The 18,697-nt window shown below is 70.5% G+C and carries 15 protein-coding genes; 6 read left to right on the top strand and 9 right to left on the bottom strand.

The genetic code is table 11. The features are described from left to right. Window positions 1–40 precede the first annotated feature (40 nt). The 3 genes from rbfA to AB0M67_RS38210 all read left to right on the top strand — a co-directional run bounded on the left by rbfA (window position 41) and on the right by AB0M67_RS38210 (window position 2,538). A complete protein-coding gene (gene rbfA / locus AB0M67_RS38220) occupies window positions 41–499 on the top strand; it encodes a 30S ribosome-binding factor RbfA (protein ID WP_365752363.1) in 459 nt (152 codons plus the stop codon). After that, window positions 496–1,395, top strand: a complete 900-nt coding sequence (gene truB / locus AB0M67_RS38215; protein ID WP_365752361.1) for a tRNA pseudouridine(55) synthase TruB — start codon at window positions 496–498, stop codon at window positions 1,393–1,395. The genes rbfA and truB overlap by 4 nt, the downstream gene beginning before the upstream one ends. Window positions 1,396–1,596: 201 nt before the next feature. Further along, the gene (locus AB0M67_RS38210) at window positions 1,597–2,538 is read left to right on the top strand and encodes a bifunctional riboflavin kinase/FAD synthetase (RefSeq protein ID WP_365752360.1); all 942 of its coding nucleotides are present in this window, start codon (window positions 1,597–1,599) and stop codon (window positions 2,536–2,538) included. A gap of 99 nt (window positions 2,539–2,637) precedes the next feature. On the opposite strand, the gene AB0M67_RS38205 is transcribed toward AB0M67_RS38210, so the two are convergent. From AB0M67_RS38205 to eccE, 9 genes are all read right to left on the bottom strand, one after another. Then, window positions 2,638–3,654, bottom strand: a complete 1,017-nt coding sequence (locus tag AB0M67_RS38205; protein ID WP_365752358.1) for an ABC transporter ATP-binding protein — start codon at window positions 3,652–3,654, stop codon at window positions 2,638–2,640. Next, a complete protein-coding gene (locus tag AB0M67_RS38200) occupies window positions 3,651–4,643 on the bottom strand; it encodes an ABC transporter ATP-binding protein (RefSeq protein ID WP_365752356.1) in 993 nt (330 codons plus the stop codon). Before AB0M67_RS38200 ends, AB0M67_RS38205 begins: the two co-directional genes overlap by 4 nt. Beyond that, window positions 4,640–5,575 carry an ABC transporter permease gene (locus AB0M67_RS38195; protein WP_365752354.1) on the bottom strand — a complete coding sequence of 312 codons (936 nt, stop codon included), beginning with the start codon at window positions 5,573–5,575 and terminating at the stop codon, window positions 4,640–4,642. The genes AB0M67_RS38200 and AB0M67_RS38195 overlap by 4 nt, the downstream gene beginning before the upstream one ends. Then, window positions 5,572–6,645, bottom strand: a complete 1,074-nt coding sequence (locus AB0M67_RS38190; RefSeq protein WP_365752353.1) for an ABC transporter permease — start codon at window positions 6,643–6,645, stop codon at window positions 5,572–5,574. The genes AB0M67_RS38195 and AB0M67_RS38190 overlap by 4 nt, the downstream gene beginning before the upstream one ends. Before the next feature lie 3 nt (window positions 6,646–6,648). Further along, complete coding sequence (locus tag AB0M67_RS38185; RefSeq protein ID WP_365752352.1) at window positions 6,649–8,541, bottom strand: ABC transporter substrate-binding protein; 1,893 nt, start codon at window positions 8,539–8,541, stop codon at window positions 6,649–6,651. A 197-nt stretch (window positions 8,542–8,738) separates the two neighbouring features. Further along, window positions 8,739–11,945, bottom strand: a complete 3,207-nt coding sequence (locus AB0M67_RS38180) for an SCO5717 family growth-regulating ATPase (protein WP_365752351.1) — start codon at window positions 11,943–11,945, stop codon at window positions 8,739–8,741. A 606-nt stretch (window positions 11,946–12,551) separates the two neighbouring features. Beyond that, the gene (locus AB0M67_RS38175; RefSeq protein ID WP_365752349.1) at window positions 12,552–12,785 is read right to left on the bottom strand and encodes a DUF397 domain-containing protein; all 234 of its coding nucleotides are present in this window, start codon (window positions 12,783–12,785) and stop codon (window positions 12,552–12,554) included. A gap of 149 nt (window positions 12,786–12,934) precedes the next feature. Beyond that, on the bottom strand, window positions 12,935–13,654 hold the full coding sequence (locus tag AB0M67_RS38170) for a hypothetical protein (protein WP_365752348.1): 720 nt from the start codon (window positions 13,652–13,654) through the stop codon (window positions 12,935–12,937). After that, window positions 13,651–14,997: a type VII secretion protein EccE gene (eccE, locus tag AB0M67_RS38165; protein WP_365752347.1), complete on the bottom strand. Its 1,347-nt coding sequence runs from the start codon at window positions 14,995–14,997 to the stop codon at window positions 13,651–13,653. The genes AB0M67_RS38170 and eccE overlap by 4 nt, the downstream gene beginning before the upstream one ends. A 183-nt stretch (window positions 14,998–15,180) precedes the next feature. Here eccE and eccB point away from each other — a divergent pair, with 183 nt between their 5' ends. The 3 genes from eccB (at window position 15,181) to AB0M67_RS38150 (ending at window position 18,692) form a co-directional block, all read left to right on the top strand. Further along, complete coding sequence (eccB, locus tag AB0M67_RS38160) at window positions 15,181–16,713, top strand: type VII secretion protein EccB (RefSeq protein WP_365752345.1); 1,533 nt, start codon at window positions 15,181–15,183, stop codon at window positions 16,711–16,713. A gap of 8 nt (window positions 16,714–16,721) precedes the next feature. Further along, entirely contained in the window at window positions 16,722–17,984 is a 1,263-nt protein-coding gene (gene mycP, locus AB0M67_RS38155; RefSeq protein ID WP_365752344.1) for a type VII secretion-associated serine protease mycosin, read from the top strand. A 216-nt stretch (window positions 17,985–18,200) separates the two neighbouring features. After that, complete coding sequence (locus tag AB0M67_RS38150; RefSeq protein ID WP_365752343.1) at window positions 18,201–18,692, top strand: hypothetical protein; 492 nt, start codon at window positions 18,201–18,203, stop codon at window positions 18,690–18,692. The last annotated feature ends 5 nt before the right edge of the window (window positions 18,693–18,697 follow it).

The following is an 18,697-nucleotide window of genomic DNA, read 5'->3' as shown; positions in this document are numbered from 1 at the left end:
CCAGTACACCAGAAAACCCAGAAGGAAGAGTGACGGACCGGTGACCGACAACGCGCGGGCCCGCAAGCTGGCCGATCGCATCCAGGTCGTGGTCGCGGAGACCCTGGACCGCCGTATCAAGGACCCGCGACTGGGCTTCGTGACCATCACGGACGCCCGTGTCACCGGCGACCTGCGGGAGGCCACGGTCTTCTACACGGTCTACGGCGACGACGAGGAGCGCGCGGCCTCCGCGGCGGCCCTGGAGAGCGCCAAGGGCGTCCTCCGCTCCGAGGTGGGCCGTCAGACGGGTGTGCGCTTCACGCCGACGCTGGCGTTCGTGCCCGACGCCCTGCCGGACAACGCCCGCACCATCGAGGACCTGCTCGACAAGGCGCGCGCCAAGGACGCGGAGGTACGGGAGGTGTCGACCGGCAAGACCTATGCCGCCGGGGCCGACCCGTACCGCAAGGACGACGAGGACGACACCGACGACACGGACGGCGCCGCCGCGGAATGACTCAGCAGAACACGACGCCCGACGGGCTTGTCATCGTGGACAAGCCGTCGGGCTTCACTTCGCATGACGTCGTCGCCAAGATGCGCGGGATCGCCAGAACCCGCCGCGTCGGCCACGCCGGCACCCTCGACCCCATGGCGACGGGCGTCCTCGTCCTCGGCGTGGAGCGGGCCACGAAGCTCCTCGGACATCTCGCGCTGACCGAGAAGGAGTACCTCGGCACGATCCGGCTGGGGCAGAACACCGTCACCGACGACGCGGAAGGGGAGATCACCTCCTCCACCGACGCCTCCGCGGTGAAGCGCGACGCCATCGACGCCGGGATCGCGGCGCTGACCGGCGCCCTCATGCAGGTGCCGTCCAAGGTCAGCGCCATCAAGATCGACGGCAAGCGGTCGTACGCGCGCGTACGCGGCGGCGAGGAGTTCGAGATCCCGGCCCGCCCGGTGACCGTCTCCTCGTTCCGTCTCTACGACGTCCGCGAGGCGGTCGCGGAGGACGGCACTCCGGTCCTCGACCTGGTCGTCTCCGTCGTCTGCTCCTCCGGTACGTATATCCGGGCACTCGCCCGCGACCTCGGCGCCGGCCTCGGGGTCGGCGGCCATCTCACCGCGCTGCGCAGGACCCGGGTGGGTCCCTACGCACTGGACGCGGCGAAGACGCTCGACCAGCTCCAGGAGGAGCTGACCGTCATGCCGGTCGCGGAGGCCGCCGCCGCGGCGTTCGCGCGCTGGGACGTGGACGAGAAGCGGGCCAAGCTGTTGCTCAACGGCGTACGGCTGGACATGCCCTCGTACGCGACGGGCCCGGTGGCCGTGTTCGACCCCCAGGGGCGCTTCGTGGCGCTGGTCGAGGAGCAGAACGGCAAGGCCAAGAGCCTCGCGGTCTTCGGCTGACCCCCCACCGTGGGGCGGACAGGCACGCCCGCCCCACGGTCCCCCTCCCACCGGTGTCTGTCCACCCCACGCCCGCCACTCACCCCACCGGCAGGGCGCTCGGAGTGCACCACCGGTGTACGAGGGGCGTGTTCGGCATGGCAGTCTTAGAGCTGCGTAATCGGTAATGACGTACACAGTTTCGGGCGAGGAGCGGTCACAGTGCAGCGCTGGCGTGGCTTGGAGGACATTCCCCAGGACTGGGGGCGCAGCGTCGTCACCATCGGCTCCTACGACGGGGTGCACCGCGGTCACCAGCTGATCATCGGACGGGCCGTGGAACGGGCGCGCGAGCTGGGGGTGCCGTCGGTCGTCGTGACCTTCGACCCGCACCCCAGCGAGGTCGTACGCCCCGGCAGCCACCCGCCCCTGCTCGCGCCCCACCACCGGCGCGCCGAGCTGATGGGCGACCTGGGGGTGGACGCGCTGCTGATCCTCCCCTTCACCGTCGAGTTCTCCAAGCTGTCGCCCGCCGACTTCATCGTGAAGGTCCTGGTCGACAAGTTGCACGCCCGGGCGGTCATCGAAGGCCCGAACTTCCGCTTCGGTCACAAGGCCGCCGGAAATGTCGCCGTCCTCGCCGATCTGGGGGTGACCTACGACTACGAGGTCGAGGTCGTCGATCTCTACGTCACCGGCGAGGCGGGCGGCGGCGAGCCCTTCTCGTCGACCCTCACCCGCAAGCTGGTCGCCGAGGGCGACGTCGCGGGCGCGGCGGAGATCCTGGGCCGTCCGCACCGGGTGGAGGGCGTGGTCGTACGCGGTGCGCAGCGCGGACGCGAACTCGGCTTCCCGACGGCGAACGTGGAGACCCTGCCGCATACCGCGATCCCGGCGGACGGGGTCTACGCGGGCTGGCTGACGGCGGACGGGGAACGGATGCCGGCGGCGATCTCGGTGGGCACGAACCCGCAGTTCGAGGGCACGGAGCGGACGGTCGAGGCGTATGCGATCGACCGTGTGGGGCTGGATCTGTATGGGCTGCATGTGACCGTGGACTTCTTCTCGTATGTGCGGGGGCAGCGGAAGTTCGAGTCGATCGAGGCGCTGCTGGAAGCGATCAGGGATGACGTGAAGAAGTCGCGCGCGCTGCTGGACATGTAGCCGGGGTGCGTCTCGGCCGGGCCCGGTGGTCGGGCGCGGGTGCCGGGGCCCCCGGGCCCCGGGCCGGCCGTACGAGACAGCGACCGAGAACCCGCGGCCCTACCGACCCGCTCCCACCCAGTGGCACGCCACCTGCGTAGCCGCCCCGCCTCTCAGCACCGGCAGCTCCGCCGTCCGGCATCTCTCCGCCACCCCCGCTCTCTCCGCCTCCCCCGACGCCAGCACCTGGCACCGCGCGTGGAAGCGGCAGCCCGCCGGGATACGGGACGGGTCCGGGGGCTCGCCCGTGAGGATGACCGGGGGGCCGTCCGACTCCGGGAGGACCGACAACAGCGCCCGCGTGTAAGGGTGCTGAGGGTCCGTCAGTACGTCCTCGACCGGTCCCGTCTCCACGATCCGGCCCAGGTACATCACCGCCACCCGGTCCGCGATGTTCCACGCGAGACCCAGGTCATGCGTCACGACCAGTGCGGAGAGGCCGAGTTCGTCGCGCAGGGACAGCAGGAGCGCCAGGATCTCGCCCCGTACGGACGCGTCCAAGGACGCCACCGGCTCGTCCGCGACGATCAGTTCGGGCTTCAGAACCAGCGCGCCCGCGATGACGACGCGCTGGCGCTGGCCCCCGGACAGCTCGTGCGGGTAGCGCAGGAAGAAGCGCTCGGGCGGGCGCAGACCGGCGCGGGACAGCGCCTCGGCGACGGCTTCGCGTTCATCGCCGCGGTAGCCGTGGATCCGGAGCCCCTCCGCCACCGCGTCGTACACCGTATGGCGCGGATTGAGGGAGCCGCTCGGATCCTGGAGTACCAGTTGGACCCGCTTGCGGTACGCCTTGAGGGTGCGGGCGCCGTACCCCAGCGGTTCCCCGGCGAAGCTGACCCCGCCGCCGGTGGGCGGTACCAGATCGAGGAGTGCGCGGGCCAGCGTGGTCTTGCCGCAGCCGGACTCGCCGACCAGGGCGACGATCTCCCCGGGGCCGATGTCAAGGTCGACACCGTCGACGGCGCGGGCGGGCGGTGCGCCGCGCCGGCCCGGGAAGGTGACGTTCAGTCCGGTGGCCGAGAGCAGGGGCGCGCTGGTCAAGGGTGGCTCCTGAGGGGTGGTCGCGGGCGCCGTCATGGACGTACCTCCGCGGGTGCTGTCGAGCCCACCCGTACGCAGGCCGCGCGCCGACCGGGACCGGCGTCCCGTAGCTCTTGGTCGTCGCTCGCGCAGGAGTCCAGCGCGACCGGGCAGCGCGGATGGAACGTACAGCCGGCCGGCAGCGCCGACGGGTCCGGCGGGTCGCCGGGCAGCCCGCGCGGGGCGCGCCGGGACGCGAGGTCGCCGATGCGGGGGAAGGCGGCGGAGAGCGCGCGGCCGTACGGGTGCTCGGCCGCGTCGTACACCGTACGCGCCGGGCCCTCCTCGACGATCCTGCCCGCGTACATCACGGCGAGCCGGTCGCAGGTGTCCGAGAGGACCGCCAGGTCATGGCTGATCATCAGCAGGCTGATGCCCTGGTCCGCGACGAGTTGTTCGATCAGCCGCAGGATCTGCGCCTGGATCATCACATCGAGCGCGGTGGTCGGCTCGTCCGCGACGATGAGCCGCGGATCGCAGGCGAGCGCCATCGCGATCATCACGCGCTGGCGCTGGCCGCCGGAGAGTTCATGCGGGTAGGCGTCCGCGCGGGCGGCCGGCAGCCCGACCTGTTCCAGCAGTTCGCCGGTGCGCGAGCGGGCCGCGGCGGGGGTCGTGCGCCGGTGCAGCAGTACCGGCTCCGCGATCTGGTCCCCGATCCGGTGCACCGCGTTGAGCGAGTGCATCGCGCCCTGGAAGACGATCGACGCCCCCGCCCACCGAACCGCGCGCAGCCGCCCCCACCTCATGGTGAGGACGTCCTCGCCGTCGAGCAGGATCTCCCCGGACAGCCGCGCGGTGGCGGGCAGCAGCCGGAGCAGCGCGAGTGCGAGGGTGGACTTGCCGCACCCCGACTCCCCGGCGATGCCCAGCTTGCGGCCGGACTCGACGGTGAGGTCGACACCCCGTACCGCGGGCACAGCGGTGGGACCGGAGCCGTAGGTCACCTGGAGGTCCTTGATCTCAAGCAGCGTCGTGCCGGTCAACGGGACACCCCCAGCTTCGGGTTGAGTACGGTCTCGATCGCCCGGCCGCAGAGTGTGAAGGCGAGCGCGACGAACGCGATGGCGATACCTGGCGGCGCCAGATACCACCAGTGCCCCGAGGAGACCGCGCCCGCCTCGCGCGCGTCCTGGAGCATGCCGCCCCAGGAGATGATGAGGGGATCGCCGAGGCCCAGGAAGGCGAGCGTCGCCTCGGTCAGGATGGCGCTGGAGATGCCGAGGGTGGTCTGGGCGAGTACCAGGGGCATGACGTTGGGCAGCACATGGCGCGTCATGATGTGGCCGTGCCCGCCGCCGAGCGCACGGGCGCGCTCGATGTACGGACGGGACTCGACGGCGATGGTCTGGGCCCGTACCAGCCGTGCCGTCGTCGGCCAGCTGGTGACACCGATCGCGAGGATCACCGTCCAGATGGACCGTGACATGACCGTCGCGAGGACGATCGCCAGCACGAGCGCCGGCATCACCAGGAACCAGTCGGTGATCCGCATGACCACCGTCGCGAACCAGCCGCCGTAGTGCCCGGCGATGACCCCGACGAGTGTGCCGATGGCCACCGACAGCGCGGCGGCCAGCAGCCCCACGGTCAGCGAGATCCGGGTGCCCCAGATGAGCAGACCGAGCAGCGAGCGCCCGAACTGGTCCGTGCCGAGCGGGAATTCACCGCTCGGCTTCTCCAGGGCCGTACCGGGCGCGTTGGTCACACTCCGCACATCGCCGCCGACGAGCAGCGGTGCGAAGAGGGCGATCAACGCGATGAACGCGAGCCCGGCGAGCCCGAGAAGTCCGGCGCGGTGTGTCCGGTACTCCTTCCAGAAGCGGGTCACCGAGCCGCGTCGGCGGGCCCGGGCGAGCGAGGAGGCCGACGGCGACGAGGGTCCCGCGGCGGCCGGCGGGGTCTTCTCCAGGGTCATCGGCCCACCCGGGGATCGAGGAGCGGATAGAGCAGATCGGCGAGGAGGTTCATCAGGATCATCGCCCCGGCGAAGACGACGAACAGCCCCTGGACGAGGGGCAGATCGGGCACGCGCAGCGCCTGGTAGAAGAGTCCGCCGAGACCGGGCCAGGAGAAGACCGTCTCGACCAGGATCGAACCCGCCGCCACATGGCCCAGATTGATGAAGACCATGGTGACGGTGGGCAGCAGGGCGTTCGGCACCGCGTGCCGGCGTCGTACGAGATCGTCCCGCAGCCCCTTCGCCCGCGCCGTCGTCAGATAGTCGCCGCCCATCTCGTCCAGCAGGGAGGACCGCATGACGAGCAGCGTCTGCGCGTAGCCGACCGCGACCAGGGTGGCCACCGGCAGCACCATGTGGTGGGCCACGTCGAGGACGTAACCGAAGCCGGACGAGTCACCCGACTGCATGCCGCCGGTCGGGAACATGCCGGGGAGCGGGCCGATGCCCACCGAGAAGACGATGATCAGCAGCAGCCCGAGCCAGAAGGACGGAACGGACCAGAGCGTCAGCGCCACACCGGTGTTGAGGCGGTCGCTCAGACTGCCGTTGCGCCAGGCGGAGCGGGTGCCGAGCCAGAGCCCGAGCGCCGAGTAGATCACCACGGCGACACCCGTGAGCAGCAGTGTCGCGGGCAGCTTCTCGGCGATCAGCTCACCGACCGGTGCGTGGAACTGGTACGAGGTGCCGAGATCGCCGGTCAGCGCCCGGCCGCAGTAGTCGGTGAACTGCTGCCACAGCGGCAGATCGAGCCCGAACTGCTTGCGCAGGGTGGCCAGTTGCTCGGCGGAGGTCGGTACGCCATGGGTCATGGCCTTGACCGGGTCACCGGGGATGATCCGGAAGAGGAAGAAGCTGGTGACGAGGACGGCGAGCAACGAGACGACGGCGCCGCCCAGCTTGCCCGCCACATAGAGCGGATACGCGGTCCTGGTGCCTGAGGCGGTGGGGGCGGAGCCGGACGGCCCGGTCTTCACCGGGCCGTCGACGGCGTCCCGCACCACACCCGGGGTGCTTGCGGTGCTCATCGGTCATTCACGGTCTTCCGCGGTGGAACGGCGTCGCATCGCGACGACGAGACCGAGAGCGACGACGACCACCACGGCCGCCCCGATCCCGATCACCACACCGGTCGAGGAAGAGCCGCCGGAACCGCCGCCGTCATCGGCCGGCACCGCGGACCACCAACTCCAGTAGCCGTCCTGGCCCCAGATATTGCCGGCGGCCTCCGGCATCGTCGTGATCGACTTGATCTGGTCGGTACGGTACGCCTCGACCGCGTTCGGATAGGCCATGACATTCATATACCCGGTGTCGTACAGCCACGATTCCATCTGCTTGACGAGTTCCGCCCGCTTGGCGGGGTCGTACTCCGCCGACTGCCGCGCGTACAGGTCGTCGTACCGCTTGTCGCAGATGAAGTTGTCCGTCGCGCCGCTGTCCTTGGGCGTGGCGGGGAGCGCCCCGCACGTGTGAATGGAGAGGACGAAGTCGGGATCGGGGTTGACCGACCAGCCGTCGAACGCCAGGTCGTAGTCGCCCGCGAGCCAGGGGTCGGAGACATTGTCGAGACAGTCGACCTTCAGCCCGATACCGAGCTGTCCCCACCACTCCTGGAGATACTTGCCGATGGCCTTGTCGTTCGGGTCCGTGGCATGGCAGAGGATCCGGAAGTCGAGGGGCTTGCCGTCCTTGCCCACGCGCTTGCCCGCGCCGTTCTTCCGGTAGCCGGCCGCGTCGAGGGTCCTGGCCGCGGCGGCGGGGTCGTACGCGATCGTCTGGTCGGCCGAGGGCTCCCAGAAGTACGCGCTGAAGCGCGGCGGGATATAGCCCTTGCCCTCTATGGCGTGCCCCTGGAAGACCTTGTCGATGACGGTCTTGCGGTCGACCGCCTGGAACAGCGCCTTGCGGACCGCCGGGTCGAGCAGCGCGGCATGCCCGTTGCCGAACTTCGCGCCGTCCTTCGAGCGCGCACCGGGGTTGGTGGCGAGCGCGTAGAAACGGCGCCCCGGCGCGTCATTGACCTTGATGTTGTCGGCGCTCTTCAGCGCCGCGGCCTGCGCGGGGGTGAGACCGGCGGTGAAGGACACCTCTCCCTTCTGGAGCGCCGCGACGGCAGCGTCCCCGTCCTTGTAGTACTTGAGGACCAGCTCGTCGAACTTGGGCGCACCACGCCAGAAGTCCTTGTTCGGCTTGAGCTTGATGTACTGGTCGACCTTGAAGTCCGTGATGACGAAAGGCCCGTTGCCGACGATGGGGAACCGCTTGTCGTTGTTGAACGTGGAGAAGTCGCCGACCTTCTCCCAGATGTGCTTGGGCACGATCGGCACATCGAGCGCCGTCATGGTGGCCTGAGGCTTGTTCAGCTCGACGACGAGCGTCTCCGGGTCGGGAGCGGTGACCTTCTTGAAGTTGGAGGTGAAGCTGCCATTGGCGGTGGCCGCGTTCTCGTCCGTCATCATCTTGTTGAACGTCCAGGCGGCGTCCTCGGCGGTCGCCCGGGCGCCGTCGGACCACTTCGAGTCCTTGCGGATGGTGAACGTCCACGTCAGCTTGTCCGCGGAGGTTTTCCAGGCGGTGGCGAAGCCGGGGACCGTGTGCGCGTCCTTGGGGTCGTAGTTGGTCAGATACTCATAGGCCAGCCGGTGGACGCTGGTACTGACCAGTGACTGCGCCAGGAACGGGCTGAGGGAGTCGATACTCTGGCTGACCGCGACCGTGAGGACCTTCTTGCCGTCGGCGGCCTGGGCCTGCTGGGGCGCCGGGAGCAGCGGGTTGAGGGGGATCACGGTCCCGGCCACGAGCGCGGCGGAGGCGGCACCGGAGGCCAGGAGCAGACGGAGACGGGGGCGTTGCCGGACGGGCTGCCGGGCAGTCCGCCGGGCGGGCCGCCGTGGCGTGCGCGGGAAGACTCTTTCGACCATGGGACGGTGACCTCGTGTTATCACTCGCACGGAGAAGCCGGGTTGACGCTGATTCGCCAGCTGGTGAAGCGAAGGTTTATCAGCGGCTGTCCGGCTGAGTCAACGGCCGCTCACACCCCGTGTGGTCTGCGGGAATACGGCGAGGGGCCGCACCGTGAAGACGGTGCGGCCCCTCATTGGTCTCTACCTCTGTTGCCTTACTGCTGAGGCGCTGGCGGTGCTGGTGGGGGCTGCTGCTGCGGCCGGCCACCGGGCGGGACGGGCCCCTGCAAGTCCGGCCGGCCGGGCTGGTCGGGGTGACCGGGCTGATGGGGCTGGCCGGGCAGGGCGGGCTGGTCGGGGTGCCCCTGCGGCGGCGCGGCGGGGGAGGGCTGCTGCTGTTGCCAGCCCTGCTGAACGCCGGGTCCCGGGTGCTGCTGGGGCGGGTACGGGTACGGCGGCTGCTGATGCGGATGCTGCGGCTGCGGCTGCTGATACGGGTAGTGCTGTGGGTGCTGCGGCTGCTGTGGGTGCTGCTGGGGCGCGTACGGCTGGCCCTGCATCGGCTGGCCGTACGGGGGTTGACCCTGCGTCGGCTGCTGTCCGGGACCCGGCATCGGCGGGGCGAGGTGCGGCGGCGGCTGCCCGTCCGCGGTCCACAGCCCCTGCGCCTGCTGGGCCCGTACGAAGTCCTCCGCGACCATCGCGGAGAGATTGAAGTACGCCTCACGCGTCTTGGGGCGCATCATGTCGAGGTCCACCTCGGCACCGGCCGCCAGATGTTCGTCGAAGGGCACCACGATCACCCCGCGGCAGCGGGTCTCGAAGTGCTGCACGATGTCATCGACCTTGATCATCTTGCCGGTCTCGCGGACCCCGGAGATCACCGTGAGGGAGCGCTGCACCAGTTCCGCGTAGCCGTGCGCGGACAGCCAGTCGAGCGTGGTCGACGCGCTGCTCGCGCCGTCGACGGACGGGGTCGAGATGATGATCAGCTGGTCGGCCAGATCCAGCACCCCGCGCATCGCGCTGTAGAGCAGACCGGTGCCCGAGTCCGTGAGGATGATCGGGTACTGCTTGCCCAGGACCTCGATCGCGCGCCGGTAGTCCTCGTCGTTGAACGCCGTGGAGACGGCCGGGTCGACGTCGTTGGCGATGATCTCCAGACCGGAGGACGCCTGCGAGGTGAACCTGCGGATGTCCATATAGCTGTGCAGATGCGGGATCGCCTGGACCAGGTCACGGATGGTCGCGCCCGTCTCCCGCCGTACACGGCGGCCGAGCGTACCGGCGTCCGGGTTGGCGTCGATCGCCAGGATCTTGTCCTGCCGCTCGGTGGCCAGGGTGGAGCCCAGCGCGGTGGTCGTCGTGGTCTTGCCGACACCGCCCTTGAGGCTGATGACCGCGATCCGGTAGCAGGAGAGCACCGGCGTACGGATCAGTTCGAGCTTGCGCAGCCGCTCCGCCTCCGCGGCTTTCCCGCCGATCTTGAACCGCGAACCACCGGACGGGTTGCGGCTGCTCTTCGCCTTCGGCTTGGTGTTGCGCAGCAGCCGGTCGGAGGAGAGCTCCACGGCGGCCGTGTAGCCGAGCGGAGCGCCGGGCACGGACCGCTCGCGGTGGTCGTGCGAGACGGCGGAGGGCCAGGCGGCGCCGGTACGGGGATCCACCGGCGGGGTCCCGGGCGCGGGCTGCTGGTGTGGTTGCGGCTGGGCCTGATGGGGCTGAGGGGTGTGCGGGGCCTGCTGTGGCTGCTGTGCCTGCTGGGCAGGGAGGTTCGGGTTGGCCGGTACGGGCAGCTGGGACGCCTGCGGAGGGAGCGGCGCGGCGGCGCCGGCGCCCGGCTGACCGGGATGTGCCTGCTGACCGGGGAATCCGGGTTGGCCCGGCTGTCCTGGCTGTCCCGGCCGGCCTTGTTGGGGGAAGCCGTAACCGCCCGGCGCTCCCTGCTGGCCCTGGTGCGGGAAGCCGTACCCGCCTTGCGGGGCGGGCTGGTACGGGCCTGGCTGCCCCTGCTGGTGCGGGAAGCCGTAACCGGCCGGTGGGACAGGGGCGTCGGGACCGGGCACGGCGGGCGGCGATCCGGCGGGGTGTCCGGGCTGGCCGGGGTGGACCGGCTGACCGGGGTGTGCCTGCTGACCGGGGTGTCCCTGCTGTGTGGGCTGCGGCTGCTGGCCGGGGTGTGCCTGGTGGGGGAAGCCGTATCCGCTCTGCGGCGGCGGTCCTGGCCAGGCGTTCGGAGCCTGCGCGGGGTTCTGCGGCTGCGGCTGCGGCTCGGGCTGTGGCAGGGGCTGCAGGGGCTCGGGCTGCGGTTGTGCTTGCGGCTGTGCCTGCGCCGGGGCCTGTACGGGCCACTGCGGCGCGGCCGTCGGCGCGGCCGGCTGGTACGCGGGCGGCAGCGGAGGCAGTCCGTGGCTCGGCGCGGCGGCCGGCTGCGGGGCCCAGGGCTGGGCCGGCGCGGGGGCCGGGGGAGCGTCCTGGGGCTCGTCGGTTGGTGCGGCTGCCTGGGGAGCGGCGTCCGCGATCTCGTCCACGGGCGCGGAAGCGGCCGGTGCGTCGGCGTCGGCGTCAGCGGTCTCGCCGCCGTCGCGCTCGTCGTCCGGGCGCCGACGGGGGTCCTCGACCTCTTCCGGAGCCTCGGGCTCCGCCGAAGTACGAGGTTCCGCGACCGGGTCGGCCGAGGACGTCGGTACGTCCGGCGCTTCGGCTCCCTCCGTACCGTCGGCAATCACCGCGGGCGCGGGCGCGGGCTCGGCGTCGGGTTTGGCCTCGGGTTCGGTCGCGCCCTCGGCCTCGGCGCTGTCCGGTCCCTCGGAGGCACCGGATTCGGGGCTCTGCTCTGCCCTGTCCTTCGCCGCTTCCCGCTCGGCGATCTCCCGCTTGAGGGACGCCGGGGAGAACCGCATGGTCGACCCGCTCTCGATATCACCGCCGCCGAACGGCTCCGGCGCGGCGGGAGCGGGCTCCGAACCCGAAGTCGAAGCTGAAGCCGAAGTCGAAGCCGAAGGCGGGGCAGCGGCCGGTGCCGGGGCCGGTGCCGGGGCCGGTGCCGGGAAGGCAGCCGCGCCCTGGGCCGGACCAGGCCCTGGCGCGGGCTCCGGCGGCGGCAGCTGTACGGGCGTCTGCGTCGGGGGCACCGGCGGTTGCGCCGGAGCCCAGTTGGGCTCGAAGCCACTGCCCGAGGGCAGCCCCGGTACGGCGACGGGCGCGCCGTCGGGCGGCGGAGGAGGGGTCGTGAACGACGCGGGTGGCGGTGTACTCGCCGCGCCACCACCGGACGTGTCCCCCGGCGCGTTCTGCGTATACCAGGCCGGCGGGGTGTAGTCGATGGTGAACTCACCCGTCATCTCGGGCTCCACGTCGGACTGATCGTCCGCGGCAGGCCGGTTCCAGCCTCCGCGGATCTCGTCCCGATCGCCCTTCACTTTGCCTCCTGGTGTGGTCGAGCACCCTTGTGCCGTGGTGGGTTGGGGCGACCGAATCTGTACGTCCGGTCCACCCGGCTCTTCCCCTTACGACGCGGTCGGCCTGTCCACAAGTCCAACGCTGCCGCGCCCACACCCACCCTAATCGTCAACGGCGCCGACACGTCAGGCCGGACCGGTCGGCCAACGGCCTTCCCGTACAACACGTACCGCCCCTCAGTTGCCCACAAGTGAACAGCCCAGGGCGGAGAGTGAACGGGACGCACGGTCAAATCCGTATATCTCCGTACGAGAATCCGGCGAAATCCGCACCCGCCGGGCCCAGCTGCTGCCCACGGCCCGGTCCCGGCCGTCCCGGTGTGCGCTGCCCAACAATCCGGTCTCGGTGTCGATGCCCCGCGCCCGGCGACACACGAAGCGGGAACAGGAATCCGGAACAGGAATCCGGGAGAAGAACGTGGAACGCGCGTCCGGTATATGCAGGGGGCGCGCTCCATCCGAAGCGCGCCCCCTAGGGATACGTCTTGTGCCCCCGCGGCCCCTGTGGCTACCGCGGCCTCAGCCGTAGCTGCCCCAGCCGTGGCCGCCTCAGTGGTCTCACCGGCCTCAGCGCAGATCGAACTCGCCGTCACGCGCGCCGAGTACGAACGCCCGCCACTCCGCCTCGGTGTAGCGCAGCACGGTCTCCGGGTCGATGGACGACCGCATCGCGACGGCTCCCTCGGGCAGATAAGCGATCTCGACCCGTTCCTCGTCCGCGCTCGTGCCGGGGGCGCCGATCCACTCGACACCCGAGATGTCGAGGGCGTACAGCTCTTCCTTCTCCTGTGCGCTCCCCATCAGTCAAGCTTCCCTTCGGTAACGGCCGACGTCACTTCGGACATCTTAGGACAGCGCGCTCAACCCGACGGGGCGCTCCGGTAAGTTCGACGCCTGTTCGCGCAGTGCGCACACCACGTGAAGATCCGGTGTCGGATCCGGTCCCGGAATCAGTCCATCCGGCGTGCGACACCGAGCAGTCCGGTCTCGGCGTCCGTGGCGCCCGTCATCACCCAGTGGCGCTCACGCCCGGCACACCAGAGCGTCACACCGTCCGCCAGTGTGGGCAGGGCATCGCACTCGACACGGGACAGCCCCAGGATCCTGCCGATCTGCTCCGCCTCCTGCGGCGACACCCGCTGGACACCCACCAACGTGGCCGCCCGCATCAACCGGGGCGCGACCGGGCTCAGATACGGCAGGAGCGTCAGCACCGACTGCCACGGCGATGACACCACACGCCCTCGCGGCGGACGCATCCCGCAGTCCCGGATCACCACGACCGGGCTGCCCACCGTCGCTCCCATCGGCGGGACCCGACCGACCTCATGGAGTGTGATGCAGTCCAGTCCCGCGCCCGCGGCCTGTGCCAGCCGGGTCCACGCCTGGGCGCGCCCGGTCTCGACCGCCACCCGCGCGCCGGTGCCCGCCGCGCGCAGCGCCAGCACCTGCGCCGTCCACAGCCCGCCGATCAGCAGCACGTCGTACGGCGTCGAACGGTGGAACCCCACCAACTGAGGGCGGCCCTCGGCGTCGTCACCCATCACCACACCGTCGTCCCCGACGGGCAGCGACAGCGCGCCCAGATCCTCGATGGGCAGTGTGTGTCCCGCGTGGCGGGGGCCGTGCAGCCCCCGCAGTCCACGCGCCGTTCCACTTCCGGCACTCATCGCGCACCTCCCAGGGGCAGTGTCGCGAGCACGCCGGGCAGCTGTTCGCGGTCCAGCCGTACGAGACCGACCTTCGCCGCCCGCGCCGCCTGCTCCAACGAGCGCCGTACCCGCACCAGTCCGGTGTCCGTGCCGCCGGTGATCCGCACATGACCGGACATGGTCATCGAGCCGCGGTGCGAACCGGGCCGCAGGGTGAGGCTGAAGGTCGTCGCGTACGCAGGCGCCGCGGTCAGCAGCGCCGCCAGCTTGGGGAGCGGGGTCGCGGCCCGCCCCAACTCGGGCCAGCGGGCCACCGCATACGTGGTGTGCCAGCGGTTGTCGCACCGCCACACGCGCGGCGTCTCGGCCGTACGCCGACGGGGCGCGGCCTCCGGCCGGCCCGCGCGGGCGGACAGCGCGGGACTCGCGCACGCCGAGGTCGCCATGGTGGAGTTCAGCTCGTCCTGGTCCAGTACCACCGCGCGGAAACCCGCTCCCGTGATCCGGCTCGCCACATGATCCGCCACCCGCACCAGGCAGCGCTGGGCGCCCTCGACCCCGCCGCCACGCGCCTCCACGGCCTCCCGGCACAACTCCGGATCCAGCTTCACCGCCACCCAGCTGAGCCGCAGCGCGGGCGCTCCGGTCCGGTCCTGGAGCGGGGCGTACGAGAGCCGGGCCACCGACTGCTCGGGAAGATGCGGCGCCGGCGCGGCCCGTACCTGCTGCACCAACTGCACGGACTCCAGCACGATGTCGTCGACCTCAAGGGCATCGCCCAGGAGGGAGAGCGGGAGCGAGCGCGCGCCGAAGACCGGGCGCAGCGCGTCGCTGCTCGCCTCGACCCGTACCACCGCCGTCAGGAACGTGCCGTCACCGAGCATGCCGACCGTACGGCGGTCCCGGTCGACATAGGTGAACGGACGGAATCCCGGCACGCTCTCCGCGACCGGGACCAGCGACGGGTCGACCTCCCAGGCGCAGGGCTCCGCGGCCCGCCTGCGGGAGCGGAGGGCGAGGGCCGTGGACACCCAGTCCTGCACGGCGTGACCGCGGCGCCGGATCACCGCGAACAGCACCAGCGCGGCGGCGACGACGAGGGTGGGCACCAGCCAGAGCCCGCCGAGCGCACCGCCGATCAGGGCCAGCGCCACCGCCGCCTCGATCAGCACCAGTTGACGCAGCTGGAGGGGGCCGACGCGGCTGGTGCGCGACAGGGCCCGCGGTGTGGTGGCCGCGGGGGCCGCCGACGGAGGCGTCACCGGCCGCACATTGCTGCGTTGCCGTCGGGAATTACTCCGCGACTGGTCAGGGGGCTGTCCGGTGGTCCGCCCATTGCGCTCGCGCGTCGCCGTACCCATCGCCGCGTTGCCCCCTCGTGTCCGTAATTACCAAATTTCCTACGGGCGTTGACCGGCCGATCACCCTACCTGAGCAGTGCGACGGAAGCGCCAGCATGCATAGTAGGGGGCTGGTACGACAGCAGGCCCGCTCGGCGAGTGTGGGAGCCTGGTCGCCCGGTGGGGGAGAGGGACAGCGGACAGATGGCATCACGACGGGACGAACTCAACGCCTACACCTTCGCGAAGCGAAGGCTGATCGCGCAGTTCGTACAGCCGAGCCCGACCGGCTCCGAGGAGGGCGCGCCCCGCCCGCTGCGCGCGGTGGTGCCCGGTGCCATCGTCGGTGTGGTGGTGCTCGCGGTGTTCGGCGCCTGGGGGATGTTCAAGCCGGTGGCGCCCAAGGACTGGGCGAAACCCGAGGAGAACGTCATCATCGCCAGCAAGTCCACCACTCGCTACGTGGTGCTGAAGACCGGCGACAGGACCCAGCTCCACCCCGTTCTGAACATGTCCTCCGCCAAGCTCCTCCTCGCCCCGGACAAGGGCAAGGTCATCAACGTCGACGAGTCGGTGCTCGACAACGGCAAGATCCCGCACGGCGCCACGCTCGGCATCCCCTACGCCCCCGACCGGCTGCCCGACGCCAAGGAGGCCGGGGCCACGAAGCGCTGGGCGGTCTGCGAGCGGCCCGGCGAAGGCGGCAGGGCCATCCAGAAGGCGTCCTTCGTCTTCGCCGAACGGGAGCGGAAGAAGACCGAGGGCGCGAACCAGCTGCGAGGCGGTCAGCTGCTGTACGTGGAGGATTCGGCGACGAAGACCCGTTACGTCGTGGACGCCGAGGGCAAGGCGTACGAGGTGGAGAAGGACAACAACCTGCTGGTCAGCCAACTGGTGGGCACGGGCACCAAGCCGCAGCGGGTGTCCACCGGCTGGCTGGACACCCTGCACAAGGGGGACCGGATCACCTTCCCGGAGATCGACGGAACCCCTGGAGACGACGCCGACGCCCCCGGTGAACTGGATGCCGAGGCCAACACGGTGGGCACGGTCCTCACCGCCACCGACGGCACCAGGAACCAGCACTACCTGGTCCTGGAGGGCCGGGTCGCCCCCGTCTCGGACTTCACCGCGAAGCTGCTGCTCAACAGCAAGGACCTGATCGACGTCGGCCAGGCGGGAAAGGCGAGGCCGGTCAGCCGGGCCGCGATCCAGCCGGGAGAGGCGTTCGGGCAGGACCGGGACTGGCCCGAGAACGCTCCGGAGTCCATCAACTCGGCGAGCACCGGCGACGACAGCCGTAACACGGTGTGCAACGTGCTGCACGAGGTGGACGAGGACAACGGCACCACCACACTCAGCACTTGGGCGGGCACCGACTTCCCCGCGACGCTGCCGACCGGGTCGAGCAGTGGCTACGTCACCCCGGGATCCGGCCAGCTCTTCCGCCAGTTCAAGGGCTCGACAACGGAATCGGGCTTCGTCTTCCTGGTCACCGACACCGGACTGCGCTACGCGATGCAGTCGAACGGAGACAGCGCGACGGACGACTCCGGTATCGGCTCGTCCGGTTCGGCGGAGCAGAAGCAGGCGGCGCAGCAGGAAGCCCAGCAGGCGCAGAACCGGCTCGGGTACAAGGATGTGGATCCGGCGCCGATTCCCGCCGCGTGGTCGGCGTTCCTGCCGACCGGACCGCGTCTGTCGACGGGGGCCGCCCGTCAGCCGCAGGGCTCGTGAGGGTGACCATGCCACACACTCACACGCACACTCGGGCTTGTCGGCGCCTCTTCGCGATCTCGGCTGCCACGGCGGTCGCGCTGATCGGCCTGCCGGTGTCGCCCGCCGCCGCGGACTCGACCACTCAGTGCACGTTCCCGTCGAAGAAGTACGCGGGGCGCCCCTGGTCGCTGCAGCGCCTCCTGCTGGACGAGCTTTGGTCGCAGTCCACCGGCAAGGGGGTACGCGTCGCGGTCATCGACACCGGTGTCGACGTCAAGAACCCGCAGCTGAAGGACGCGGTGGACACCAAGAGCGGCAAGAACTTGATGGACCCCGACCTCAAGGACGACAACGGCGACAAGCTCGAACGCGGCAAAGAGGACGGCACCACGGACACGGTGGGACACGGCACCAAGATCGCGGGCATCATCGCGGCCCGGCCCGCGGCGGGCACGGGTTTCGTCGGTCTCGCGCCCGAGGCGACGATCATCCCCATCCAGCAGAACGACGCCGAGGGAAACGGCACCACCAAGACCCTCGCCGCGGCCATCGACTACGCCGTCAACCAGGCGGAAGCCGACGTCATCAACATCTCCCAGGACACGGCGGACGCGGTGAAGCCCACACCCCTGCTGGAGCAGGCGGTGAAGAACGCGCTCGACAAGGAGGTGGTGGTCGTCGCCTCGGCGGGCAACGACGGCCTGGGCGGCAACGTCAAAGAGACCTACCCGGCGTCGTACGCCGGCGTGCTGGCCGTGGCCTCCTCCGACCGTAACAACGAACGCGCCGCCTTCTCCCAGTCCGGGGAGTTCGTCGGCATAGCGGCGCCCGGCGTCGACATGGTCTCCACGGTCCCGGGCGGCGGCCACTGCGCCGACAACGGCACCAGCTTCTCCGCCCCGTACGTCGCGGGCGTCGCCGCTCTCATCAAGAGCAAGCACGAGGGCTGGACGGGGGAGCAGATCGTCGCGCAGATCCAGCAGACCGCCGAACGGTCGATCGCCGGCCCCGACAGACTGGTGGGCTGGGGAGTCGTCGACCCGGTGCGAGCCCTGACGGAGGACGACAAGCCCATCGAGAAGCCGGTCGCCCACGAGGGCCTCGACAAGGCGGAAGCACCTACTCCGGCCCAACTCCACCTGGGAGAAACGGCCGAGGAGCGCAACGCCCGCCTGGCGACCTATGTGGTCGTGGGCGGCGGTGTCCTGGTCGCGGCGATCGCGGGCGGCGCGGTGGCACTGCGCGACGCGCGGCGGCGAACGCGCCGGCTGGGCGGGGCGGGCGGCTAGCGGGTCGTCAACTCGGTGCGCGTATCGCTGAAAGGGCCGAAGCGCGGATCGCGACCGTGTGGGTTGTGAGGATCGTCGTAGGAGGAAGTCACGTCATGGATAAGACACTTGGGGCTGTCAGACCCAGTCGATAGAGTGGCTTTCATGTGATCAGTGCTGTTCACATCACCGCGATCACGATGTGCGGGGGGTGAGCAAACGGGGAGGTACGGCATCGTGTCAAATGATGCAGGTAGCGGTGGCTCGGGCGGAACGGGCGCGAGGAGCGACCTGGAGAAGGGCGTCGGCGCCCTGAAGCGTTTCCAGACGAGGGTGAACGATCTGCTGACGGAGCTTGAGAGCGGGGCCGCCGGCAACAAGAAGGTTGCCGCACACCGGATTTCGAGGAGTTCCTTCAGCGGTGGCAATCTGCCGTTCGCGGAGGCGGACGGGTTCTTCACTCAGTACAACCGTGTCCATGCGGAGATCGTCAAGCTCTCCAAGTCTCTCGGCGATCAGATCGAGATGCTGAGCATCGGGGTGCACGCGGCGGAGGTCGGCTTCAACAACGTGGAGGACGAGCTGCGGCAGCGCTTCCACACGATCCAGAGCCGTCTCTTCGAGGAACAAGAGGCTCAGGAGAAGCGGGCGAGGACGCACGGGGACGAGAACGCTGAGCCCGGGCAGCCGCGTAACGACGTCAAGACCGGCACGAAGGACCTGGGGTGATGAAC

The organism is Streptomyces sp. NPDC051662, from assembly GCF_040681655.1.
Lineage (GTDB): Bacteria > Actinomycetota > Actinomycetes > Streptomycetales > Streptomycetaceae > Streptomyces.
This window is presented reverse-complemented; position numbering and strand designations above follow the sequence as displayed.

Bases quoted from the DNA above. Each gene is read 5' to 3' on its own strand.
- truB (WP_365752361.1), top strand. From the start codon at position 496: ATGACTCAGCAGAACACGACGCCCGACGGGCTTGTCATCGTGGACAAG.
- AB0M67_RS38205 (WP_365752358.1), bottom strand. From the start codon at position 3,654: ATGACGGCGCCCGCGACCACCCCTCAGGAGCCACCCTTGACCAGCGCG.
- AB0M67_RS38195 (WP_365752354.1), bottom strand. From the start codon at position 5,575: ATGACCCTGGAGAAGACCCCGCCGGCCGCCGCGGGACCCTCGTCGCCG.
- AB0M67_RS38190 (WP_365752353.1), bottom strand. From the start codon at position 6,645: ATGAGCACCGCAAGCACCCCGGGTGTGGTGCGGGACGCCGTCGACGGC.
- AB0M67_RS38185 (WP_365752352.1), bottom strand. From the start codon at position 8,541: ATGGTCGAAAGAGTCTTCCCGCGCACGCCACGGCGGCCCGCCCGGCGG.
- AB0M67_RS38175 (WP_365752349.1), bottom strand. From the start codon at position 12,785: ATGGGGAGCGCACAGGAGAAGGAAGAGCTGTACGCCCTCGACATCTCG.
- AB0M67_RS38170 (WP_365752348.1), bottom strand. From the start codon at position 13,654: ATGAGTGCCGGAAGTGGAACGGCGCGTGGACTGCGGGGGCTGCACGGC.
- eccE (WP_365752347.1), bottom strand. From the start codon at position 14,997: ATGGGTACGGCGACGCGCGAGCGCAATGGGCGGACCACCGGACAGCCC.
- eccB (WP_365752345.1), top strand. From the start codon at position 15,181: ATGGCATCACGACGGGACGAACTCAACGCCTACACCTTCGCGAAGCGA.
- mycP (WP_365752344.1), top strand. From the start codon at position 16,722: ATGCCACACACTCACACGCACACTCGGGCTTGTCGGCGCCTCTTCGCG.